This is a genomic window from Streptomyces sp. NPDC018947 (assembly GCF_044390505.1).
GTDB lineage: Bacteria > Actinomycetota > Actinomycetes > Streptomycetales > Streptomycetaceae > Streptomyces.
Map to the genome: position 1 here is coordinate 160151 of NZ_JBIRZD010000015.1, position 20988 is coordinate 181138.

25 protein-coding genes and 2 pseudogenes are annotated in these 20988 nt (G+C 72.9%); 14 read left to right on the top strand and 13 right to left on the bottom strand.

Going from position 1 to position 20988, the window contains the following annotated elements:
* Positions 1–116: 116 nt before the first annotated feature.
* The 4 genes and pseudogenes from ACH499_RS26705 to ACH499_RS26720 all read left to right on the top strand — a co-directional run.
* A pseudogene (locus tag ACH499_RS26705) lies at positions 117–491 on the top strand (chitinase); the annotation flags it as partial.
* A gap of 28 nt (positions 492–519) precedes the next feature.
* Positions 520–1449 carry an oxidoreductase gene (locus ACH499_RS26710; RefSeq protein WP_399018838.1) on the top strand — a complete coding sequence of 310 codons (930 nt, stop codon included), beginning with the start codon at positions 520–522 and terminating at the stop codon, positions 1447–1449.
* 111 nt (positions 1450–1560) lie between these two features.
* The gene (locus tag ACH499_RS26715; protein ID WP_356201307.1) at positions 1561–1956 is read left to right on the top strand and encodes a VOC family protein; all 396 of its coding nucleotides are present in this window, start codon (positions 1561–1563) and stop codon (positions 1954–1956) included.
* A 43-nt stretch (positions 1957–1999) separates the two neighbouring features.
* The gene (locus ACH499_RS26720; protein ID WP_399018840.1) at positions 2000–3070 is read left to right on the top strand and encodes an adenosine deaminase; all 1071 of its coding nucleotides are present in this window, start codon (positions 2000–2002) and stop codon (positions 3068–3070) included.
* On the opposite strand, the gene ACH499_RS26725 is transcribed toward ACH499_RS26720, so the two are convergent.
* Together ACH499_RS26725 and ACH499_RS26730 are read right to left on the bottom strand one after the other, a co-directional pair.
* Positions 3052–3567: a DinB family protein gene (locus ACH499_RS26725; protein ID WP_399018842.1), complete on the bottom strand. Its 516-nt coding sequence runs from the start codon at positions 3565–3567 to the stop codon at positions 3052–3054. The genes ACH499_RS26720 and ACH499_RS26725 overlap by 19 nt on opposite strands.
* A gap of 25 nt (positions 3568–3592) precedes the next feature.
* Positions 3593–4477: a LysR family transcriptional regulator gene (locus ACH499_RS26730; protein ID WP_399018844.1), complete on the bottom strand. Its 885-nt coding sequence runs from the start codon at positions 4475–4477 to the stop codon at positions 3593–3595.
* Positions 4478–4603: 126 nt separating this feature from the next.
* Here ACH499_RS26730 and mgrA point away from each other — a divergent pair, with 126 nt between their 5' ends.
* Complete coding sequence (gene mgrA, locus ACH499_RS26735) at positions 4604–5596, top strand: L-glyceraldehyde 3-phosphate reductase (RefSeq protein ID WP_356201301.1); 993 nt, start codon at positions 4604–4606, stop codon at positions 5594–5596.
* Between the two features lie 43 nt (positions 5597–5639).
* Here the strand turns inward: mgrA and ACH499_RS26740 are convergent.
* Positions 5640–6016: pseudogene (locus tag ACH499_RS26740) on the bottom strand (nuclear transport factor 2 family protein).
* A 343-nt stretch (positions 6017–6359) separates the two neighbouring features.
* Between ACH499_RS26740 and ACH499_RS26745 the strand changes: the two are divergent.
* The gene (locus ACH499_RS26745; RefSeq protein ID WP_399018846.1) at positions 6360–6770 is read left to right on the top strand and encodes a hypothetical protein; all 411 of its coding nucleotides are present in this window, start codon (positions 6360–6362) and stop codon (positions 6768–6770) included.
* A 25-nt stretch (positions 6771–6795) separates the two neighbouring features.
* Here ACH499_RS26745 and ACH499_RS26750 read toward each other — a convergent pair whose 3' ends face one another.
* The 3 genes from ACH499_RS26750 to ACH499_RS26760 form a co-directional block, all read right to left on the bottom strand.
* The gene (locus ACH499_RS26750) at positions 6796–8079 is read right to left on the bottom strand and encodes a streptophobe family protein (RefSeq protein WP_399018849.1); all 1284 of its coding nucleotides are present in this window, start codon (positions 8077–8079) and stop codon (positions 6796–6798) included.
* 74 nt (positions 8080–8153) lie between these two features.
* Positions 8154–8570, bottom strand: coding sequence for a PRC-barrel domain-containing protein (locus tag ACH499_RS26755; protein ID WP_356201533.1), 417 nt, complete (start codon positions 8568–8570; stop codon positions 8154–8156).
* Positions 8567–9154, bottom strand: a complete 588-nt coding sequence (locus ACH499_RS26760; protein WP_399018851.1) for a PRC-barrel domain-containing protein — start codon at positions 9152–9154, stop codon at positions 8567–8569. The genes ACH499_RS26755 and ACH499_RS26760 overlap by 4 nt, the downstream gene beginning before the upstream one ends.
* A 145-nt stretch (positions 9155–9299) precedes the next feature.
* Here ACH499_RS26760 and ACH499_RS26765 point away from each other — a divergent pair, with 145 nt between their 5' ends.
* Positions 9300–9755, top strand: a complete 456-nt coding sequence (locus ACH499_RS26765; protein ID WP_399018853.1) for an ATP-binding protein — start codon at positions 9300–9302, stop codon at positions 9753–9755.
* 63 nt (positions 9756–9818) lie between these two features.
* Here the strand turns inward: ACH499_RS26765 and ACH499_RS26770 are convergent, their stop codons facing one another.
* The gene (locus ACH499_RS26770; protein WP_356201531.1) at positions 9819–10706 is read right to left on the bottom strand and encodes an RNA polymerase sigma factor SigF; all 888 of its coding nucleotides are present in this window, start codon (positions 10704–10706) and stop codon (positions 9819–9821) included.
* A gap of 313 nt (positions 10707–11019) precedes the next feature.
* Here ACH499_RS26770 and ACH499_RS26775 point away from each other — a divergent pair, with 313 nt between their 5' ends.
* Positions 11020–11412 (top strand): helix-turn-helix transcriptional regulator, encoded by a 393-nt coding sequence (locus ACH499_RS26775; RefSeq protein WP_356201292.1) that lies wholly within the window; start codon positions 11020–11022, stop codon positions 11410–11412.
* A gap of 374 nt (positions 11413–11786) precedes the next feature.
* On the opposite strand, the gene ACH499_RS26780 is transcribed toward ACH499_RS26775, so the two are convergent.
* Positions 11787–12389 carry an ATP-dependent Clp protease proteolytic subunit gene (locus ACH499_RS26780; protein ID WP_356201290.1) on the bottom strand — a complete coding sequence of 201 codons (603 nt, stop codon included), beginning with the start codon at positions 12387–12389 and terminating at the stop codon, positions 11787–11789.
* Positions 12389–13045, bottom strand: a complete 657-nt coding sequence (locus tag ACH499_RS26785; RefSeq protein WP_356201288.1) for an ATP-dependent Clp protease proteolytic subunit — start codon at positions 13043–13045, stop codon at positions 12389–12391. Before ACH499_RS26785 ends, ACH499_RS26780 begins: the two co-directional genes overlap by 1 nt.
* A gap of 234 nt (positions 13046–13279) precedes the next feature.
* Between ACH499_RS26785 and ACH499_RS26790 the strand changes: the two genes are divergently transcribed.
* From ACH499_RS26790 to ACH499_RS26800, 3 genes are all read left to right on the top strand, one after another.
* A complete protein-coding gene (locus ACH499_RS26790; protein WP_356201286.1) occupies positions 13280–13762 on the top strand; it encodes a VOC family protein in 483 nt (160 codons plus the stop codon).
* A gap of 167 nt (positions 13763–13929) precedes the next feature.
* Entirely contained in the window at positions 13930–14727 is a 798-nt protein-coding gene (locus tag ACH499_RS26795) for a VOC family protein (protein WP_365597331.1), read from the top strand.
* A 31-nt stretch (positions 14728–14758) separates the two neighbouring features.
* A complete protein-coding gene (locus ACH499_RS26800) occupies positions 14759–15457 on the top strand; it encodes a ribonuclease H (RefSeq protein WP_399018857.1) in 699 nt (232 codons plus the stop codon).
* 19 nt (positions 15458–15476) lie between these two features.
* On the opposite strand, the gene ACH499_RS26805 is transcribed toward ACH499_RS26800, so the two are convergent.
* On the bottom strand, positions 15477–15929 hold the full coding sequence (locus ACH499_RS26805; protein WP_356201280.1) for an SRPBCC family protein: 453 nt from the start codon (positions 15927–15929) through the stop codon (positions 15477–15479).
* 156 nt (positions 15930–16085) lie between these two features.
* On the opposite strand from ACH499_RS26805, the gene ACH499_RS26810 reads away from it, so the two are divergent.
* Complete coding sequence (locus ACH499_RS26810) at positions 16086–17312, top strand: FAD-dependent monooxygenase (protein WP_399018859.1); 1227 nt, start codon at positions 16086–16088, stop codon at positions 17310–17312.
* A gap of 58 nt (positions 17313–17370) precedes the next feature.
* Positions 17371–18354, top strand: a complete 984-nt coding sequence (locus ACH499_RS26815; protein WP_399018861.1) for an aldo/keto reductase — start codon at positions 17371–17373, stop codon at positions 18352–18354.
* 15 nt (positions 18355–18369) lie between these two features.
* Here the strand turns inward: ACH499_RS26815 and ACH499_RS26820 are convergent, their stop codons facing one another.
* Positions 18370–18717 (bottom strand): hypothetical protein, encoded by a 348-nt coding sequence (locus ACH499_RS26820; RefSeq protein ID WP_356201276.1) that lies wholly within the window; start codon positions 18715–18717, stop codon positions 18370–18372.
* Between the two features lie 154 nt (positions 18718–18871).
* On the opposite strand from ACH499_RS26820, the gene ACH499_RS26825 reads away from it, so the two are divergent.
* Positions 18872–19381, top strand: coding sequence for a DUF6328 family protein (locus ACH499_RS26825; protein ID WP_399018864.1), 510 nt, complete (start codon positions 18872–18874; stop codon positions 19379–19381).
* Between the two features lie 45 nt (positions 19382–19426).
* Here ACH499_RS26825 and ACH499_RS26830 read toward each other — a convergent pair whose 3' ends face one another.
* Positions 19427–19852, bottom strand: coding sequence for an SsgA family sporulation/cell division regulator (locus ACH499_RS26830; RefSeq protein ID WP_399018866.1), 426 nt, complete (start codon positions 19850–19852; stop codon positions 19427–19429).
* Positions 19853–19953: 101 nt separating this feature from the next.
* Positions 19954–20931, bottom strand: a complete 978-nt coding sequence (locus ACH499_RS26835; protein WP_399018868.1) for an LLM class F420-dependent oxidoreductase — start codon at positions 20929–20931, stop codon at positions 19954–19956.
* Positions 20932–20988 lie beyond the last annotated feature (57 nt).

Below are 20988 nucleotides of genomic sequence, written 5' to 3' on the forward strand. Positions count from 1 at the left end.
TGCGCCGACGCGCGGCCCAACCTTCCTTCGGCGCGGCGGAGTTGACTGGTCTACACCCTTGACTGGTACAGGCCAAACGCGGTTGAGTGTGCCTCCACACCCCCACCACGGCCGCCCCCACGCCCTGCCGGTCCGGCCAGGCCGCCTCCTGCGGGCGCGGCCCGATCCAGCTGAGCCGGAACTTCAACCACAAGGCCGCGGGGGACGCGTTGGGCATCGATCTGCTCAACAACCCCTGGCTGGTGCAGAACGACGCGGCCGTCGCCTGGAAGACGGCCCTGTGGTACTGGAACACCCAGTCCGGGCCCGGCACCATGACCCCGCACAACGCCATGGTCGACGGCGCCGGCTTCGGCCAGACGATCCGCTCCATCAACGGCTCCCTGGAGTGCGACGGCAAGAACCCCGCGCAGGTCCAGAGCCGAGTCTCCACGTACCAGCGCTTCACCCGGATCCTCGGCGTCCAGCCGGGAGGAGATCTCTCCTGCTGACCCCGTCCGGGTGTGCGAAACTCCGCCGATGACCTCGGAGACGATCACCGCGGAGTCCGCGGGCACCTGGCAGCTCGGCGACCTGACCGTCAACCGCGTCGGCTTCGGCGCGATGCGGCTGACGGGCAGCGCCGCCTTCCACCTCGGCACGCCGAGCGACCGCGAACGCTCCCTCGCCGTGCTGCGCCGGGCCGTCGAGCTGGGCGTCAACCACATCGACACGGCCGCCTTCTACTTCTCCTCCCTGCGATCCGCCAACGAACTGATCAACAGCGCGCTCGCCCCGTACTCCGACGACCTGGTGATCGTCACCAAGGTCGGCCCGTACCGGGAGTGGTCGGGGGAGTGGGGCACCTCCGCCCGCCCCGAGGACCTGCGCGCCCACGTCGAGGAGAACCTCCGCCAGCTCGGCCGCGACCACCTCGACGTCGTCAATCTGCGCCGCATGCGGCAGGAGTCCATCGCCGAGCACTTCGGCGCCCTCGCCGAACTGCGCGAGGCGGGACTGATCCGCCACCTCGGGATCTCCGACGTGGAACCCCGCCACCTGGCCGAGGCCCAGGCCATCGCGCCCGTGGTCTGCGTCCAGAATCGCTACGGCATCGGCTTCCACGACCCCGCCACCGACGAACTGATCACCCTGTGCCGCGAGCGGGGCATCGCCTTCGTGCCGTTCTACGCCATCGCCGGCGAGGCCGGTCCCAGGGGCGCCGGCACCGCGCACGACGAGGAGGTCCGCGCCGTCGCCCGCGCCCACGGCGCGAGCCCGGCGCAGGTCCGCATCGCCTGGACACTGCACCGGGGTCCGCACGTGCTCGCCATCCCCGGCACCGGCGACCCCGACCACCTCGCCGAGAACGTCGCGGCGGGCGCCCTGCGCCTGACCGACGAGGAACTGTCCCGCCTGGACGCCCTGGGCGCACCGGCCGCCCGGCCCGCCCGGCCGGTCACCGGATAGGTCGCAGGTTCGTGCAGGAAGAGCCACCGGCGCAGGCCTCGCGGAGGTGACTGGCGTCCGGGAAGTTTTACGTATAACCTCTCCGGCTAATCGCCCGCACGGAAGGTTCCGATGAGACGCATCGCCCTGGTCACCCTCGTCGTCGACGACTACGACGAGGCGATCCGCTTCTACACCGAGGCGCTCGGCTTCCGTCTCGCCGAGGACGCCCCGCGTCCCGACGGCTCGCGCTGGGTCGTCGTCGAGCCCGGCGCCGGCGCCCACGGGACCGGGCTGCTGCTGGCCCGCGCCAAGGGGGAGGCGCAGGCGGCGCGCGTCGGCGACCAGGCCGGCGGACGTGTCGGGTTCTTCCTGTACACCGACGACTTCGCACGCGACCACGCCCGCATGAGCGCCGCCGGCGTGACCTTCCTGGAGGAGCCCCGGCACGAGCCCTACGGTTCGGTCGCCGTCTTCCAGGACCTGTACGGCAACCGCTGGGACCTGCTCCAGCCCGCCGCCTCCTGACCCGTCCCCTCCCCGCACCGAACCGCCGAGGAATCACCCGCACATGGCATCTACGCGCATAGACACCGACACGCTCCGCCGCCTCCCCAAGGCGGTGCTGCACGACCACCTCGACGGCGGCCTGCGCCCCGCGACCGTGGTCGAGCTGGCCGGGGCGATCGGCCACACCCTGCCCACCACCGACCCCGACGAACTGGCCGCCTGGTACTTCGACGCCGCCAACTCCGGTGACCTGGTGCGCTACATCGCCACCTTCGAACACACCATCGCGGTGATGCAGAACCGCGAGGGCCTGCTGCGCACCGCCGAGGAGTACGTCCTCGACCTCGCGGCCGACGGCGTCGTCTACGGCGAGGTGCGCTACGCCCCCGAGCTGCTGACCACCGGCGGGCTGAGCCTCGCCGAGGTCGTCGAGACCGTCCAGGAGGGCCTGGCCGCCGGCATGGCCAAGGCCGCGGCGGCGGGCACCCCGGTGCGCGTCGGCACCCTGCTGTGCGGGATGCGGATGTTCGACCGCGTCCGCGAGGCCGCCGACCTCGCGGTCGCGTTCCGGGACGCCGGTGTCGTCGGCTTCGACATCGCCGGCGCCGAGAACGGCTTCCCGGCCGCCGACCACCTCGGCGCCTTCGAGCACCTGCGCCGCGAGAACGTGCCCTTCACCATCCACGCCGGCGAGGCGGACGGCCTGTCCAGCATCCACCAGGCCGTCCAGGTGTGCGGCGCCCAGCGGATCGGGCACGGCGTGCGCATCACCGACGACATCGTGGAGGGCAAGCTCGGCCGCCTCGCGGGCTGGGTCCGCGACCGCCGCATCGCCCTGGAGATGTGCCCCACCTCCAACCTCCAGACCGGCGCGGCCGCCTCGATCGCCGAGCACCCGATCACCGCCCTCAAGGACCTCGGCTTCCGCGTCACCCTCAACACCGACAACCGCCTCGTCTCCGGTACGACGATGACGCGCGAGATGTCGCTCCTGGTCGAGCAGGCGGACTGGACCGTCGGGGACCTGCGCACCGTCACCGTGAACGCCCTCAAGAGCGCGTTCATCCCCTTCGACGAGCGCAACGCCCTGATCGAGGACGTCGTCCTGCCGGGCTACGCCGCGGCGCTCTGAAGGAGCCCGCGCACATAGGCGGCCTGTCCGACGTGCTGGAGATCGTCGGACAGGACGCTGACCAGCCGCACGCCCAGCGTGACCGGCGGATCCCAGGAGTCGTCCACGACCCGCTCCAGGTCCTTCGCGGTCAGGGACCGCAGGGCCCCGAGCGTCTGCTCGTGGACGGCGTCGTAGTAGCCGGTCAGCAGGCCGGCCGAGTCGACCCGTACCTTGGCGACCTTCGCCGGGGTGTGGCCGTACCCGGTGTCCCGGCGCGGCAGGCCGAGCCCGAACCGCTTCTCCCAGTCCTGGCCCAGCCACACCTGGTCGAGGCCGAAGGCGTCGGCGACGTGGTCGTCCTGGACGCGGGTGAGGTGCCAGACCAGCCAGGCGACGGAGTTGGTGCCGTCCGCGGGGCGGGTGTTCAGGCCGTCGGGGTCCAGGCCCCCGACGGCGGCGTGGACTTCTTCCCGGATGCGGCCGTAGCCCTCGATGAGGATGTCCTTCGCGTGCATGCGTCCACCATCTCGCGGCGGGCGCTCACCCGCTCCCCGTCTCCAGCAGCCCCATCAGCGCCCGCGCCCCCGGGCTGGTGGACCGGTCGGGCGGCAGCAGGGCGATGGTCTCGTACGCCGTGCCGTCGCAGCCCTCCAGCGGCAGCGAGGCGAGGGAGGCCCGTTTGTGCCGGAAGTGCCGCGGCACGACCGCGATGCCGAGGTTCTCGTCGAGGAGGTCGAGCAGCCCGTGCACGTCGTTCACCTCCAGCGCGACGGTCCGCCGTACGCCCGCCGCGGCGAAGGCGGCGTCGGTGACGCGCCGCGGGCCCCAGTCCGGGTGGAAGTCGACGAAGACCTCCTCGGCGAGATCCCGCGGGGTCAGCACCGCCCCGTCCGTCGCCAGGCGGTGGCCGGGATGGCACAGGACGGTCATCGGCTCCCCGGCGAGCGAGACGCAGCGCAACTGCTCCGTGTCCGCCTGCGTCCGGTAGGCGAAGGCCAGGTCCAGCCGCCCGGCCGCGACCTCCTCCGCCAGCTCGCCCGAGCCCGCCTGCCGCAGCCGGATCTCCACGTCCGGGTGCCGGCGCCGGAACGCGGCCAGCAGCCCCGCCACCGGCACCCCGGCGATGCACTGCTCGGTGCCCAGCGACAGCGTGCCGCGCAGCACGCCCTGCACCGCGGCGACCGCCTCGTGCGCCGACCTCACCTGCGCCAGGATCCGCCGTGCCTCGTCCAGCAGCGCCCGCCCCGCCTCGGTCAGCGTCACCCGCCGGGTCGTCCGCACGAACAGCGGCGCCCGCAGCTCCCGTTCCAGGGCCCGGATGGACGCGGACAGACCGGACTGGGACACCATCAGCCGTTCCGCCGCCCGGGTGAAGTGCTGGTCCTCGGCGACGGCCACGAAGTGCCGGAGATGACGCAGTTCCATGACTGAGCAGCGTATCCGCTGAATTCCATCGGATTCTCCTGTTGGACCACTGCCCGCAGGTCACGACAGAGTGGGAGGCGGTTCCGCCACGCCCCGTACCTCGGGGCCAACCCCTCTGGAGTCGCGTTGTACACCGCACACCCCGACCGCTACGCGGACATGCCCTACCGGCGCACCGGACGCAGCGGCCTGAAACTCCCCGCGCTCTCGCTCGGCCTGTGGCACAACTTCGGCCCCGACCGGCCCGTGGAGACCCAGCGCGCCATCCTGCGCCGCGCCTTCGACCTCGGCGTCACCCACTTTGACCTCGCCAACAACTACGGCCCGCCGCCCGGCGCCGCCGAGTCCGCGCTCGGCGAGGCCCTGAAGGCCGACTTCGCGCCGTACCGCGACGAGCTGGTCGTCTCCACCAAGGCCGGCTACCTCATGTGGCCCGGCCCGTACGGGGAATGGGGCTCACGCAAGTACCTGCTGTCCTCCCTCGACCAGAGCCTGGCCCGCATGGGCCTCGACCACGTCGACGTCTTCTACTCGCACCGCCCGGACCCGGAGACTCCGCTGGAGGAGACGATGGGCGCCCTGCACTCGGCGGTGCAGCAGGGCAAGGCGCTCTACGTCGGCGTCTCCAACTACTCGCCGGAGCAGACCCGCGAGGCGGCGCGCATCCTCGCGGAGCTGGGCACGCCGCTGCTCATCCACCAGCCGCGCTACTCCATGCTCGACCGGCGCCCCGAGACCAGCGGCCTGCTGGACACCCTCGACGAGCTGCGGGTCGGCTCCATCGCCTACTCCCCGCTGGAGCAGGGCCTGCTGACCGGCCGCTACCTCGACGGCATCCCCGAGGACTCGCGTGCCGCGAGCGACAGTCCCTTCCTGAACTCCGACGCGGTCACCGAGGAGCTGGTCGGCAAGCTGCGCGCCCTGGACGAGATCGCCACGTCCCGCGGCCAGTCGCTCGCCCAGATGGCCCTCGCGTGGGTGCTGCGCGAGGGGCGGGTGACCTCGGCGCTGGTCGGCGCGAGCAGCCCGCGGCAGTTGGAGGACAGCGTCGCGGCCGTCTCCCGCCTGGAGTTCACCGCCGACGAACTGGCCCGGATCGACGAGATCGTCAACCGTTAGAGCCCACGTGCGCGACGGCGCGGGGGAGCGCCGCCGCGCACGGTCACGCCCCCTCGGGCACCCGGTCCAGGAAGCCGAACACGGCCCGGATGCGCCCCTCGTCGTCCAGCGTGACCACGTCGGAGCCGGCCACCGGCGCCGAGCCGTCGGCCTCGTGGACCAGCTCCCAGGAGAAGCGCGCCGTGTCGTGGTGCCCGTCGACGGCACCGGAGAGCCGGACGGCGAAGCCGGGGAACTGCTCGTGCGCCGCCGCGATCACGGCCGCGATCCCCTCGTGCCCGCGGACGTCCGCGAGGGGGTCGGTGTAGTGGCCGTCCTCGGTCCAGGCCGCGGCGACCAGGGTAGAGCCTCCGGTGCGGCGTTCCAGGCCTCGAAGCAGCGGGCGACGGCGTCCTCGTGACGGTGGGTGGGTGCGGACATGGCGATCAGCCTCCATCGACGGTGTTCGCGCTGGTCAGGAACCGGGTGCCGGCCTCGGCGACCCGGTACCGCAACCATGCCCGCATCCGTCGGCACGGTCGATTGCCCCGGAGGTCATGCCCGCCTCCGCCCCCGCCTGCCGCCCTGCGCGGAGTTTCGGCCAACCGGCGGGCCGAATATGCCAGGAGACTGGCCAAAAACTCATGGTGACAGTGATTCAGCAGTGAACATACTCACCCGTAGGCGCCTCACACCACGAGACGGCGCCCTCACGCACAGCACACGAGCCGCCCGGACGCCAGGCCCGACCGGCAGGCGAGCTGGGCGACGGGGGAGGGGAGCAGTGCACGACGAATTCCTGTGCCATGTCACCGCCTACGGCGTCTGCGACGGACGACGCATCGGCGTACCCCTCGGCACCTACCGGGCGCCCACGCTCGCCCTCGCCCTGTGGTGGCTGCGCGACCGCGCGTCGTGGATCGCCGAGCGCCTGGACCCGCAGCCCGACACCCCGCACTTACCGCGCGGCGCCCTGACCCCGGTCGCCGACGACGCCCCCGACGTGTCCCGCGTCCTGCGCACCTGGTGCGCGGACGACGGCCAGCAGGAACTGGTCGCCGACGAACTGGCCGCGGGGCGCCTGGTGCGCATCGCCACCAGCGACGACACGACCGAGTACGAACTGCTGGCCGAGTCCGTGGACGCGCTGCGCATGCAGCGGGCCGCCCCGCCGCTGGTCGTCCCCGTCGCCTGAGCCCCGCCCGCCGGGAGCCGGGCGACTACCTCCGGCGTCCGGCCACCGCGCCGCCCGCGCCGCGCACCCCTCGCGCGAGCAGCGCGCCGAGGAACCCGGCGACCAGACCCCACGCGAGGGCGAGACCGACCGCGCCCCACAGCCGCGGACGCAGGAACAACCGCCCGGCCAGATCGCCGCCCAGGTCGCCGATGCCGAGCACCGACAGGCCGTAGTACGCGGAGATCCGGCCCACCAGGCAGACCATGAGCACCGTGAGCGCCAGCGCGACCGCCATGTGGACGGCGTGCCGCCAGGCCGGCACCGGCCGCGGCGAACGGGCGGCGGCCACGAAGGCGGCGGCCGGCACCAGCACCGCGGCCGCGACCAGCAGCCACCACATCCGGGCGTCCTGCTCGGTGAGCGTGGCCAGGTTCACCGTGGAGACGTCCGGCGTGCGCAGCACCTCGTCCAGCACATGCGGCATCGGCAGTCCGAACGGACCCTCCACCCGGCCGTCCCAGGTGGCGCCGAGGCCGACGGTCAGCGCCGGCCACGCCAGGTTCGGCAGCCCGAGCAGCAGCACCGCGAACGTCTGCGCCGGGTGCCCGCGCGTCCCGGCGACCACCAGCGCGACCACGGCCCCGACGGCCACGTACACCAGCAGCAGCGCCACCATCGCGTACGCCGCCGGCCGCACCGACGCGTGGAGGCCGAGCAGCCGCCCCGGCAGCGGCGCGCCGCGCGACACCAGCAGTGCCAGCACCAGCACACCCGCCAGCCACAGCAGGCCGAACAGGACGGTCAGCGGGACGTCGGTGGTGAAACCGATCCGGGGAGTGATGTCGAACAGGTCGCCCAGGTCGTCGAGGATCCCCTCGCCGAGCGACACCTCGAACGTCTGGCGCGAGGCGAAGGCCAGCCCGAGCAGGGCGAGCAGCCACAGCACGGCGATCCGCCCGGCCCAGCCGGCCAGCTCCGGCAGGCCGGCGACCGCCCGGTGCCGCAGCGGCCGCAGGAACCCCGCGGCGATCACCAGCGCCCCGGTCAGTGTGACGGACAACGGCATCACGGTCAGTCCCGCGCTGGTCGCCACGAGGCCCCCGGCGTCCCCGGACAGTTCCAGCGAGCCGCCCACGGCCGCGACGACCGTCGCCGTGACGACCCGGGGGAAGGCGTTGTCGGGCAGGTCCGTCGCACCGGCCGCCCACAGCCCGAACGCGGCGACGGCTCCCATGGCGACGAGGGCGGCCAGCACCGTGCCGAGGGCCTGCGCCCAGCCGTGCCGGGCCGCCGTCCGGACGCCGGGGGCGGGGGTTCGCGCGCTCACCCGGCCACGCTAAGCAGCGCCCGCTCGGCCCGCCCGCCCGGCGGGGCCGTCCGCGTCGGTCGGTCCCCGCCGCCTCAGTCAGCCCTGATCACCAGCGCGTGGTCGCCGAGCCCCGTCATGCGGCCGGCGGCCAGTTCACCCCGGGTGGTGAACAACGCCAGCACCCGTCCCGTCGGCGGATCGAACGCCACGTCCAGCACCGTGCCGTGCTCCGTGCCCGCCTCGGTCAGCACCCGGCGGCCCAGCAGGTCGTGACCGGGCGGCACCGCCTCCGGGGCGGCCACGGGCGAGACCCGGACGGCGCCCGGGCCCATCGAGCGCACCGCCTCCCAGGGCAGCACCCTCTCCCCGCGCAGCCGGCCCGCCCGGAACCGGACGTGGCCGATCGTGCCGGCCGCGGCGTCGACCGTCAGGGACGTCACGCGGCCGAGCCGCTCGTCCCCGTCCGCCCTCAGCACGGGCAGCCCCCGCACCTCGGTGAACAGCATCACGGCTGCCACCCCCGCCGCCTGCCGGGCGCGGCCCCGCCCACCAGGGCCGTGAGCCCCCACAGGTCGTCGGCCACGTGCCGCACCGCGTCCGCGGGCAGGACGAGCGTGCGGCCGGCCACCGTCGCCGACTCGCCCCGCGGCACGTACACCCGTCGCCGGTGACGGGTCGGGCCGGGCAGGAAGCGCCTGCTCGCCGCGACCCGGAAACCGGCCACCCGGCCGGCGGTTCCGCCCTCCACCACGACGTCGAGCACCGTGCCGATCTCGGTGCCCGCCTCCGTCAGCAGCCGCGCCCCCAGCAGCCGGGCCCGCACGGTCTCCTGGTGCACCGTCAGGAGGGCGGCGCTCACCAGGCTCCGCCGGTCCCGGATCATCACCGCGTCGTGGCCGAGCGCGTGCACCGCGGGCCAGGGAAGGCCCTCCTTCATCGGCCCGGACCACAGGCCGGGACCGGTCAGGGTGAAACCGGTGACGTGCCCGGCGGAGTCGTCCAGGACGGTGTCCTTGACGTGGGCGACGGCGTCCCCGCCCAGCGTGACCACCGGCCGGGTGGAGATACTGCGGGCACCCATCAGTTCGTCCATCGCACACCCTTCCCGCACCTGCGGGTTCCCCGGCCGGCTGTGACGATGCCCGCACTGGCCGAAAAGGGGGACTGGGGAGCCGGTCTCGGGGTACGAGGACTCGTGCAGTAGCGTCCGGCCAGTCCGGCTTCCGAGAGAGAAACGCATGACCGAGCACCTGGACGAGGCAGTGATACCGACTGGCTTCGACGTTCCCGTGGAGCCGCTGAGGCGGGCGGCCCACTACTCCGGCGAGCCCGGGAGCATCGCCGAGGCGCGTTCCTTCGCCTCCGTCTTCCTCGACCGGCTCAGGACCGAGTGGTGCGCCACGGTCGGAGTGCGGACCGAGGGCGCGGTGCTGCTGGTCGTGAGCGAACTGGTCACCAACGCCGACCGGCACAGCCAGGGGCCGTACATCCTGGAGCTGGAGGGCACCGACGAACTCGTCGCGGTGACGGTCTACGACAGCAGCGGCACCGTGCCGAGGCGCTTCCCCCGCGACCCCGAGCGCGTCGGCCGGCACGGACTGGAGATCGTCCACGCCCTGGCCGATACGGTCGTCGTCGAACTGGTGCCGGTCGGCAAGCGCGTGCGGGCCGTGGTGGCCGTCAGCGCGGAATGACCGACGGGCCGCGCCTCGGTGCGGGGCACCGGCGCACCCCGAAGGCCGTGGGCGTACGGGGTGTCAGGCGCAGCCCAGCTCGCCGAGCATGCCCTCGCGCAGGCGCGTGATGATCCGCTTGATCAGCCGCGACACGTGCATCTGCGAGCAGCCGAGCTGTTCACCGATCTCCGCCTGGGTGGCCTCCTCCACGAACCGCATGTGGATGATCCGCCGGTCCCGTTCGCTGAGTTCGGCCATCAGCGGGGCGAGTGCGTGGAAGTCCTCGACGAGCCGCAGGCCGTCCTCCTCCACGCCGATGAAGTCGGCGAGCACCGACTCGCCGCTCTCCGGGCCGTCCCCGGTCAGCGCGGCGTCCAGCGAGGAGGAGTTGTAGCCGTTGGAGGCGATCTGGCCCTCGACGACCTCGGCCTCGCTGATGTTCATCAGCGTGGCGAGTTCGGCCACGGTGGGCTCGCGGTCCAGGCGGCTGGAGAGCTCCTCGCGGGCCTTCGCCAGCTCCACGCGCAGCTCCTGCAGCCGCCGCGGCACGTGCACCGCCCAGGTGGTGTCGCGGAAGAAGCGCTTGATCTCGCCGACGATGTACGGCAGCGCGAAGGAGGTGAACTCGACCTCGCGCGAGAGCTCGAACCGGTCGATGGCCTTGATCAGGCCGATCATGCCGGTCTGCACGATGTCGTCCATGTCGTCGCCGCGACCGCGGAACCGGCCGGCGGCGAACCGCACGAGCGACATGTTCATCTCGATCAGCGTGTTGCGCGCGTACTGGTACTCGTGCGTGCCCTCTTCGAGTTCCGTGAGGCGCCGGAAGAACTGGCGGGACAGCTGCCGCGCGTCCCGGGGGGCCACGGCACGGGGGTCCACGACGCCCGGAAGTGACCCGTCGTCCGTCCCGCTTTCGGTGGTCTTCTCGACGACCTGCGCTTCCGGCCGGATCACGGCGGTCTCCATTACCTCTCCCACGAAAGTCACGGTTGGACGTCTCCCTAGGTTTCTACCCGGTGGGCGGGTACCCAGGGCGCGGCGGTACATGCCACCCGGTTTGCCGAGTGGCGCGAATGCGGTCGACCGCGCGTTCCGCGGGGTGTCGCGTCCCGCTCCAGGGTAGGTCCGCGCAGGCCCGACGGCATCCGGGCGCGGGCCGCGAGAGACCTGCTCGGTACGGCGAGGGGCGCTCGCGGCGGGGGAGCGGCGCGCGTCGGATTTCCCTGTGGGCGGAATGCCGCCCCCTTCCCACGGGCGCTTCGGCTCCTACGCTGTAGAGGTGACCAGCCACGTGCCGAACGAAGCCCGCGTCATCGCCCTGCGCCCGCCGTCCGCGCGCCCGCAGGCCCGCCCCGCCGTCAGAGAGCCCCTGTGGCGCGATCTGGTCGGCGACGTCCTGCGGCGTGAACGCCTCGCCCAGGAACGGACCCTGAAGGACGTCGCGGAAGCCGCGCGCATCTCGATGCCGTATCTGTCGGAGGTGGAGCGGGGCCGCAAGGAGGCCTCGTCGGAGGTCCTCGCCGCCGCGGCGGCCGCCCTCGGCCTCGGCCTCGCCGACCTGCTGGCGCGGGCCCAGGGGGAGCTGATCCGCGTGACCTCCCGGCACACCGGCGCCCACCGCGCGAACGGCGCACCGGGTGCCCGCGTCGACGGTATGTGCCTGGCCGCCTGACACCGCGTCGCCCCGCTCCGGGCCCTCGCGTCGGCGTGCGGCCCGGGGCCGGCGTCCCGCGCGTCCGACCGGGCGGTCCGGGGGGTCCGTGTTCGTACGAACGTCGCGAGGCAGGGCGGACAGCCCGGCCCCCGTCACAGTCCCGGCCGGGTGCCCGCGCGTCGACCCCGGGGCCCGGCCCGGTCGCTCGCGCGGTCTGTCGGGCGCTCGTGCGGTTGCCGAGGGGAGCCCGGCCCCCGTCACAGTCCCGGCCGGGTGCCCGCGCTACGACGGGCCGCTCATACGGCCGGGGCGCCGGCCGAGGCGCCCCGGCGTGAGCCGTGGAGCGCCCCGGCCGGCGCCCCGTGGGTGACACACGGCGCCGTGGCCGGGTCTCATACCCGTGCTAGGCGGCGGCTCAGGACCTCGTCGGCCAGGCCGTAGGCCACCGCCTCCTCCGCGGTGAACACCTTGTCGCGGTCCATGTCCGCGCGCAGTGTCGTGACGTCGTGCCGCGTGTGCCGGGCCAGCACCTCCTCCACCTGGGAGCGGATCCGCACCATCTCCTTGGCCTGCAGCGCCAGATCGGAGACCGTGCCCTGCCGGCCCCCGCTGGCCGGCTGCCCGAGCAGCACCCGCGCGTGCTCCAGCACGAACCGCCGCCCCGGATCCCCGCCGGCCAGCAGCACGGCCGCCGTGGAGGCCGCCTGGCCGACGCAGAACGTCGAGATCGGCGCCTGCACGAAGGTCATCGTGTCGTAGATCGCCATCAGCGACGTGAACGAGCCGCCGGGGGAGTTGATGTAGATCGCGATCTCGCTCTCCGGCGCCGACGACTCCAGATGCAGGAGCTGGGCGATGACGACGTTGGCGACGCCGTCGTCGATCTCCGTGCCCAGGAAGATGATCCGCTCCGACAGCAGCCTGCTGAACACGTCGTAGGACCGCTCGCCCTGCGGGGTGCGCTCGACGACGTTCGGGATCGTGTAGCTGCCCATCACTGCAACCCCATCCTGCGTCGTGAGGCGGCCGGCCGGACGTCCGCGAGGGACTGGACGACCTGGTCCACCATGCCGTACTCCCTGGCCTCCTCGGCCGTGAACCAGCGGTCGCGGTCGCCGTCCCGGGAGATGGTCTCCGGGCTCTGCCCGGTGTGCTCGGCGGTGATCCGCTCGATGGTCCGCTTGGTGAACTCCAGGTTCTCCGCCTGGATCTCGATGTCGGCGGTGGTGCCGCCGATGCCCGCCGACGGCTGGTGCATCATGATCCGCGCGTTCGGCAGGGCGTAGCGCTTGCCGGCCGTGCCCACGCTGACCAGGAACTGCCCCATGCTCGCGGCGAAGCCCATGGCGAGCGTCGCCACGTCGTTGGGGATCAGCCGCATCGTGTCGTAGATGGCGAGCCCCGCGTGCACGGAACCGCCCGGGCTGTTGACGTACAGGCTGATGTCGGTGCGCGGGTCCTCCGCGGAGAGGATCAGGAGCTGCGCGCAGACCCGGTTCGCGGAGACCTCGTCGACCTGCGTGCCCAGCAGCACGATCCGCTGCGCGAGGAGCTGCGCGGCGAGATGGTCGTCGAACCGGCTGGGAGGGGTGTCGCCCTCCTCCATGCGGGGCGGCGCGGCCGGCAGCGGGCCGGCGGTGAGTGGGGACATCGGCGCTCCTTGTCGAGTCGTCGAGGACGTCGGGCGCGGCACGGGCGCCGCGGTTCCTCCACTCTCGGACGGGTCCGGTCCGCGCGGGCGTTTCTCTGCCCCGGGCAGATCTGCCCAGGGCAGAGCGCCCCCCCCCGCGCAGTGCGGCCGGCCGCTCGTGCCGCACCGCACCGATGAGTTTCCGGGCCCGCACCGGTCGACAGTGGTGACCGTGTTCCACGCCAGGAGGTACTCATGATCACCGACGGATTCACCACGTGTCTCTGGTTCGACGGCCAGGCGGAGGAGGCCGCGGAGTTCTACGTCTCGGTCTTCAAGAACTCGAGCATCGGCTCCGTCACCCGCTACCCCGAGGGCGCGCCGCAGCCCGCCGGCTCCGTGCTGACCGTGGACTTCACGGCCAACGGCCAGAAGTTCGTCGCCCTCAACGGCGGCCCGCAGTTCACGTTCAACGAGGCGATCTCGTTCCAGGTCATGTGCGAGAGCCAGGACGAGGTCGACCACTTCTGGGCCAAGCTGGTCGAGGGCGGCGGCGAGCACGGCCCCTGCGGCTGGCTCAAGGACCGGTACGGGGTCTCCTGGCAGGTCGTGCCCGTCCGGCTCATGGACCTGTTCCGCGACCCCGACCCGGCCAGGAACGCGCGGGTCAACCAGGCGATGATGACGATGGGCAAGCTCGACATCGCCGAGCTGGAGAAGGCGTACGCGGGTCAGTGAACCCTTCGCCGCCGCGCTCGGCGGCGGCCCGCGTCCGGCCCGCCCGCGGCGCGCCCCGCTCGGCGCGCGGGGCCGGGCACGGATGACTAGCGTGAGGAATCGGACGTTCCGTACCGTCCGCACCACCAGAACCATCCGGAACACTCAGCAACGCGGAGGCGGCAGCCATGGCCGTGCAACCCGAAGGGGCCCCTTGTTGGGCCGACGCGATGTTCAGTGACGTCGAAGGGGCCAAGCGCTTCTACGGAGACGTCCTCGGCTGGACCTTCGGCGAATCGTCGTCGGAGTACGGCAACTACACCCAGTGCTACGTGGACGGAAAGGCGGTCGCCGCCGTCGTACCGCCTCCGCCCGGCCAGGAGGACCAGTCCCAGTGGTGCCTCTACTTCGCCTCCCCGGACGCCGCCGCCACCGCCGGCCGCATTCGCGAGGCCGGGGGCGAGCTGCTGCTGGAGCCGATGCAGGTCGGCGAGTTCGGCACCATGTGCCTGGCGCGCGACCCGAGCGGCGTCGTCTTCGGCGTCTGGCAGGGCGGCACCCACGAGGGATTCGAGGCGACGGCCGTACCCGGCGCGTACTGCTGGGCCGAGGTCTTCACCCGCGAGCCCGACAAGTCGGACGCCTTCTTCCCCGCCGTCTTCTCCTACAAGGCGAAGCAGATGGAGGACGACAACGTCGACTTCCGGGTCTTCGACCTGGGCGACCAGACCGTCCTGGGCCGGATGCGGATGACGGAGGACTTCCCGCCCGAGGTGGCGCCGTACATCAACGTCTACTTCGCCGTCACCGACTGCGACGAGGCCGTGGCGCGGGCCACCAAGCTCGGCGGTGTGCTGCGCTTCGGGCCCATGACCACCCCGTTCGGCCGTTTCGCGGCGCTCAGCGATCCGCAGGGCGCGAACTTCTCCGTGATCGACATGACGAAGACCGAGGGGGAGATGCCCCAGCTCAAGCCGGTCTCCTGAGGGCCGTCCGGGCACCACGCCGGGCCATGGCATGATCGGGGACATGCGTGAACGTGTGGTGGCCGCGTGCGACGGGGCTTCGAAGGGAAACCCGGGCCCGGCCGGCTGGGCCTGGGTGGTGGCCGACGCGTCCGAGGCCCCGGCCCGCTGGGAGGCGGGGCCGCTCGGCCGGGCGACCAACAACGTCGCCGAGCTCACGGCGCTGGAGCGGCTGCTGGCGTCCACCGACCCGGACGTGCCGCTGGAGGTCCGCATGGACTCCCAGTACGCCATGAAGGCCGTGACCACGTGGCTGCCCGGCTGGAAGCGCAACGGCTGGAAGACGGCCGCCGGCAAGCCGGTCGCCAACCAGGAGCTCGTCGTGCGCATCGACGAGCTGCTCGACGGCCGCTCGGTCGAGTTCCGCTACGTGCCCGCCCACCAGGTCGACGGCGACCGGCTCAACGACTTCGCCGACCGCGCCGCCAGCCAGGCGGCCACCGTGCAGGAGCCCGCGGGAAGCGGCCTCGGTTCGCCGGAGCCGCCGCCCGCGCCCGACGTCCCCGTCCGCAAGGCACCGCGCAGGTCCGCGGGCGGCGCGCGCAAGGGCGGCGGCTCCTCGGCGCGGACGATCAAGGCCAAGTTCCCCGGACGCTGCGTCTGCGGACGTTCGTACGCGGCCGGGGAGTCCATCGCCAAGAACGACCAGGGCTGGGGTCACCCGGAGTGCCGCACGGCGGCCGCCGGATAGCCCCGGCCCGGCGCGCGGGTCAGGCGACGGTGCCGCGCCACGCGCCGGTCTCGCGGCCGCGCTCCTCGATGAACCGCTTGAAGCGTTCCAGGTCGCCCTTGGTCTGCCGGTGCACGACGCCGAGCTTGTCGCCGACCTTCTCGGTGACGCCCTGCGGCTGGAACTCCATCCGCAGCCGCACCTCGGTGCGGTCCGCGTCCAGGGGGCGGAAGGTGACCACACCCGCCTGCCTGGTCTCGCCGGACACCGTGGTCCAGGCGACCCGCTCGTCGGGGATCTGCTCCGTGATCTCCGCGTCGAACTCGCGGTGCACGCCGTCGACGCTGGTCACCCAGTGCGTGAGGGTGTCGCCGCGCTGCTCGATGCGCTCCACCCCGTTCATGAACTCGGGGAACGACTCGAACTGGGTCCACTGGTTGTAGGCGGTGCGGACCGGGACGCCGACCTCGATGGTTTCCTGAACCTGCGACACGCTGTCCTCCTCCTTCGTTTCGCGTGATGGGACCGCGCGGGTACCCGGCGCCGGAACGGTGAATCACCCCGGCCCACCGTCCCGCGGCACGGCGGGAGATGACCGCCCCCCTGTTAACCTGCCTTGTCATATGTCCGATTTGAGTGCATATCAGGGGTGCGCGTGAAGGTCGCTTGCGTAGGCGGCGGGCCCGCCGGCCTGTACCTGTCGATCCTCCTCAAACTGCAGGACCCGTCCCACGACATCACCGTCCACGAACGCAACCCGGAGGGCTCGACCTACGGCTGGGGCGTGACCTACTGGCGCGGACTGCTCGACGAACTCCAGACGCACGACCCGGAGTCGGCGCGCGCCGTGGAGGAGCACTCGGTGCGCTGGCGCGACGGCGTGGCGCACGTCGACGGGCTGACGACCCGTCACCGCGGGGACGAGGGCTTCGCCATCGGCCGTCACCGCCTGCTGGAGATCCTCGCCGCCCGTGCCCGGTCGCTGGGCGTGCGCCTGCGGTTCGACGACGAGATCGGCGCCGGCGACCCGCCCGGCGCCGACCTGGTGGTCGCCGCCGACGGCGTGCGCAGCGCCCTGCGCACCCACGACGCCGGACACTTCGGCACCGAGATCCTGGCCGGACGCAACCACTACATCTGGCTCGGCACCACCAAGGTCTTCGACGCCTTCACCTTCGCCTTCACCGAGACCCCGCACGGCTGGATCTGGGCCTACGGCTACGCCTTCGGCCCCGAGGGCAGCACCTGCGTCGTCGAGTGCGCCCCCGAGACCTGGAGCGGCCTCGGCCTGGACCGCGCCGACGAGGCCGAGGGGCTCGGCCTGCTGGAGAAGGCGTTCGCCGGCGTCCTCGACGGCCACCCGCTGTCCGGCCGGCCCACGCCCGCGTCCGGCGCCGCCCCGTGGCTGACCTTCCGCACCCTCACCAACCGCACCTGGTCCCGGGGCAACCTGGTCCTGCTGGGCGACGCCGCCCACACCACCCACTACTCCATCGGCGCCGGCACCACGCTCGCCCTCCAGGACGCCATCGCCCTGGCGACGGCCCTGCGCGAGAGCGCCCGCCTCCCCGACGCCCTCGCCCGGTACGAACGGGAACGCAAGGCCGCGCTGCTGCCGGTGCAGAGCGCCGCCCGCCACAGCGCCCAGTGGTACGAGAACCTGCCCCGCTACATCCACCTCCCTCCGGAGCGGATGTTCGCCCTGCTCGGCCAGCGGCACTCGCCGCTGCTGCCGTACGTGCCGCCCCAGTTGTACTACCGGCTCGACCGCGCGGCCGGGCAGCTGGAGGCGCTGCGCCGGCTCAAGCGCTGGCTGGGGCCGCGCGTGGCCGGCCGCGTGCAGGCCCGGGCGCAGGACGCCGGACGCGGTCGGTGACCTGCGGCCTTGCCGTCCCGGCGCGGTCCCCGGGCGCGCCGGGTGACAGACTGCACCCATGGAAGAGCGCACTTTCGCACGGTCCCAGCAGCACGCCTCGGTGATCGGCCTCGGCACCTGGCAACTCGGTGCCGACTGGGGAGACGTCGACGACAGGGAAGCCCTCGCGGTGCTGGAGGCGGCCGCCGAGTCCGGCGTGACATTCTTCGACACCGCCGACGTCTACGGCGACGGCCGCAGCGAGCAGACCATCGCGGCCTTCCTGCGCGGCAGGCGGGACGCGCGTGTGACGGTCGCCACCAAGATGGGCCGCCGCGTCGAGCAGATCCCGCAGAACTACGTCCTCGGCAACTTCCGGGAGTGGAACGACCGCTCCCGCCGCAACCTCGGCGTCGACGTCCTCGACCTGGTGCAGCTCCACTGCCCGCCCACCCCCGTCTACTCCGCCGACGAGGTGTTCGACGCGCTGGACACCCTGGTGGAGGAGGAGCGCGTCAAGGCGTACGGCGTCAGCGTCGAGACGTGCGAGGAGGCGCTGACCGCCATCGCCCGGCCCCACGTGGCCAGCGTGCAGATCATCCTGAACCCGTTCCGGATGAAGCCGCTGCGCGAGGTCCTGCCGGCCGCCCGCGAGGCCGGCGTCGGCATCATCGCCCGGGTGCCGCTCGCCTCCGGTCTGCTGACCGGCAAGTACACCAAGGACACCGTCTTCGCCGCGAATGACCACCGCTCCTTCAACCGGCACGGTGAGGCCTTCGACCAGGGCGAGACCTTCTCGGGCGTCGACTTCGCCACCGGCGTGGAGGCCGCCGCCGAGTTCGCCGCCCTCGCCCCGGAGGGATACACCCCGGCCCAGCTCGCGCTGCGCTGGATCGTCCAGCAGCCCGGGGTGACCACGGTCATCCCCGGCGCCCGGTCGCCCGAGCAGGCCCGCGCCAACACGCAGGCCGCCCGGCTGCCCGAGCTGTCCGGTACGACGCTCGCGGCCGTCCGCGACCTCTACGACCGCCGGATCAAGGACCAGGTCGAGGGCCGCTGGTAACTGCGTAGCGCCGCCTCACGGGACCAGGAGCAACTGACGTTCCCGCTCCTGGTCGCCGGAAGCCGCCCCCTCGTCCCGCGTCGAGAAGGCGCCGGTCAGCGTCCTGCTCGCGGCCTCGACGGCCTGCGGGGTGCCCTGCACGGTGACCGTCACCGGCCCGGACAGCCGGACGCCCGCCTCCGGCGGCGCAGGGTCCGCCCCCGGCGTCGCGGAGGAGCTGAAGGTGGCGGTGCGCACCGTCGCCCGCTCGTCGGACGGAAGATCGTCGGGCGCCCCGAAGGCCCCGGCCAGTGCGCGCACGACCGCCCGGGCGTCGTCGATGCCGCCACCGCTGAGGGTCACGGTGAGCTGAGTGTCGGACATCCTTCGCCATCCTCCTCGGCCTCGCTGTCGGTGCCGCCCGTGTAACCGTCCCCCGGCCGCCCAAACCGGGCCCCGACCCCGTGACACGGCGCCTGACCGCGGGGAACCCGGGAACAGGGAAGAGGACGCGAGGCCGCGGCAACCGGGAGGAACAGTGGCGGACACGGGTGCGGACACGGCGGGGACCCCTGACCGGCGCAGGGGACGCCACGAGACCGAGGAGGAGCGGGCGGACCGGATGTGGACGGAGCTGATCCAGGAGGTCCGCGTCGCGCAGATGGGCGTGCAGATCCTCTTCGGCTTCCTGCTCACCGTCGTGTTCAGCCCGAAGTACGACAGCCTGTCGGACACGGACCGGACGATCTACCTGGTGACGGTCGTGCTCGGCGCCGTGACCACCGGGGCGCTGATCGGGCCGGTGTCCCTGCACCGCCTCGTCTCCGGGCGGCGGGTGAAGCCCCAGGCGGTGCGGTGGGCCTCCCGGCTGACCCTGCTGGGCCTGGTGCTGCTGCTCGCCACGACCACGGCGTCGCTGCTGCTGATCCTGCGCGTGGCGACCCACGACGGCTTCGTGCCCCTCATCGTGGCGGGCGTGGTGCTGTGGTACCTGCTGTGCTGGTTCGCCATTCCGCTGTGGACCCGGCACCGCCACACGTCACGCTGACGGCGCGGCCCCTCCCGGGGAGCCGCGCCGCGCTCCGGCCGCCGCTCAGCCCTCGGCCGTCAGTTCCGCCAGGAAGTCGTCGACGCGCACCTCTTCCTCGCCGGGCCGCACCACCGCGTACGTCTCGCGCAGGAACGCGGCGACCGCCGCCGCCCACACGAAGACCACGGCCCGGTGACGGTCCCCGTCGGGCCGGGCGTCGCCGAGGAACTCGATGCGCAACTCCTCCCACACGCCCTGGGATTCGGGCCGCATCCGCACGTCGCCCACGCCGACCGGGCCGGCGAGCCCGTCGGCCACCATCTCCCGGTCCAGCGTCCAGCGCGCGAGCACGCGCCCGTCGTGGCTGAACACCACGGTGAGCGCGAAGGGGTCCGCGGCGTCGTAGCTCAGGTGGGCGAGCACCGGGAAGCGGTCGGCGTCGCCCGTCTGCAGTTGCACGACCATGGTCTTGTGCACGAGGGAGTTCACAGCAGAAGGCCTCCGGGAGAACGGACGTAGGGCCCTCTAGTACCCCCGATTCGCGGGAGATGCTCCGTCGAACGGGTGAATCGCCTCGCCGCCGCCCGTCGTCAGGAACCGCCCAGGGCGTCGCGCAGCGCCGGCAGCAGGGTCTTCTCCGACCAGTCCAGGAACGCCTGCTGGGTCTCGCCGCCGATCTGCACCAGGGCGACCTCCGTGAACCCGGCTTCCGCGAACGGGCGTACGGCCTCGACGAAGGCGTCCGGGTCGTCACCGCACGGGATCGACTCCGCCACGTCGTCCGGTGTGACGAACTGGGTCGCCCCGGCGAACGAATCCGGATGCGGCAGCTCGGAGTTGACCTTCCAGCCGTTGCCGAACCAGCGGAACTGGGAGTGGGCGCGCTCGATCGCCGCGTCCCGGTCCGGGTCGTAGGAGACGGGGAGCTGGCCGACGCGCGGCTTGCCCTGCCCGCCGTGCCGGTCGAACGCCTCGATCAGGTCCGTCTCGGGCTCGGTGGCGATCACCAGGTCGGCGTGCTCGCCGGCCAGCTTGCAGGACCGCTCCCCGGAGACCGCGATGCCGATGGGCGGCGGGCTGTCGGGGAGGTCCCACAGCCGGGCCGACTCGACGTCGAAGTGGGTGCCGCGGTGGTTGACGTGCCCGCCCTCGAACAGCGCCCTGATGATCTCCACGGCCTCGTGGAGCATCTCGTGGCGCACGTCGACGGACGGCCAGCCGCCGCCCACCACGTGCTCGTTGAGGTTCTCGCCCGAGCCGAGCCCCAGCCGGAACCGGCCCTCGGACAGCAGTTGCACCGTCGCCGCCTTCTGCGCCACGACCGCCGGGTGGTAGCGGAAGGTCGGGCAGGTCACGTACGTCATCAGCGGGATGCGGGACGTCGCCTGCGCGGCGGCCCCCAGCACGCTCCACGCGTACGGCGCGTGCCCCTGCGAGCGCAGCCACGGGAAGTAGTGGTCCGAGGTCACCGAGAAGTCGAAGCCCACCTGCTCGGCGCGCACCACGTGGTCGACGAGCTCGCGGGGGCCGGCCTGCTCGGTCATCATCGTGTATCCGATTTGCACCATACGGGGCGAGTCCCCGTCCGGACGGAGCGAAAACGGCCGGCCGCCGCCGGCCGCTTC

Bases quoted from the DNA above. Each gene is read 5' to 3' on its own strand.
- ACH499_RS26710 (WP_399018838.1), top strand. From the start codon at position 520: ATGACCTCGGAGACGATCACCGCGGAGTCCGCGGGCACCTGGCAGCTC.
- ACH499_RS26715 (WP_356201307.1), top strand. From the start codon at position 1,561: ATGAGACGCATCGCCCTGGTCACCCTCGTCGTCGACGACTACGACGAG.
- ACH499_RS26720 (WP_399018840.1), top strand. From the start codon at position 2,000: ATGGCATCTACGCGCATAGACACCGACACGCTCCGCCGCCTCCCCAAG.
- ACH499_RS26725 (WP_399018842.1), bottom strand. From the start codon at position 3,567: ATGCACGCGAAGGACATCCTCATCGAGGGCTACGGCCGCATCCGGGAA.
- ACH499_RS26730 (WP_399018844.1), bottom strand. From the start codon at position 4,477: ATGGAACTGCGTCATCTCCGGCACTTCGTGGCCGTCGCCGAGGACCAG.
- ACH499_RS26760 (WP_399018851.1), bottom strand. From the start codon at position 9,154: ATGGACGAACTGATGGGTGCCCGCAGTATCTCCACCCGGCCGGTGGTC.
- ACH499_RS26765 (WP_399018853.1), top strand. From the start codon at position 9,300: ATGACCGAGCACCTGGACGAGGCAGTGATACCGACTGGCTTCGACGTT.
- ACH499_RS26770 (WP_356201531.1), bottom strand. From the start codon at position 10,706: ATGGAGACCGCCGTGATCCGGCCGGAAGCGCAGGTCGTCGAGAAGACC.
- ACH499_RS26780 (WP_356201290.1), bottom strand. From the start codon at position 12,389: ATGGGCAGCTACACGATCCCGAACGTCGTCGAGCGCACCCCGCAGGGC.
- ACH499_RS26785 (WP_356201288.1), bottom strand. From the start codon at position 13,045: ATGTCCCCACTCACCGCCGGCCCGCTGCCGGCCGCGCCGCCCCGCATG.
- ACH499_RS26790 (WP_356201286.1), top strand. From the start codon at position 13,280: ATGATCACCGACGGATTCACCACGTGTCTCTGGTTCGACGGCCAGGCG.
- ACH499_RS26795 (WP_365597331.1), top strand. From the start codon at position 13,930: ATGGCCGTGCAACCCGAAGGGGCCCCTTGTTGGGCCGACGCGATGTTC.
- ACH499_RS26800 (WP_399018857.1), top strand. From the start codon at position 14,759: ATGATCGGGGACATGCGTGAACGTGTGGTGGCCGCGTGCGACGGGGCT.
- ACH499_RS26815 (WP_399018861.1), top strand. From the start codon at position 17,371: ATGGAAGAGCGCACTTTCGCACGGTCCCAGCAGCACGCCTCGGTGATC.
- ACH499_RS26820 (WP_356201276.1), bottom strand. From the start codon at position 18,717: ATGTCCGACACTCAGCTCACCGTGACCCTCAGCGGTGGCGGCATCGAC.
- ACH499_RS26835 (WP_399018868.1), bottom strand. From the start codon at position 20,931: ATGGTGCAAATCGGATACACGATGATGACCGAGCAGGCCGGCCCCCGC.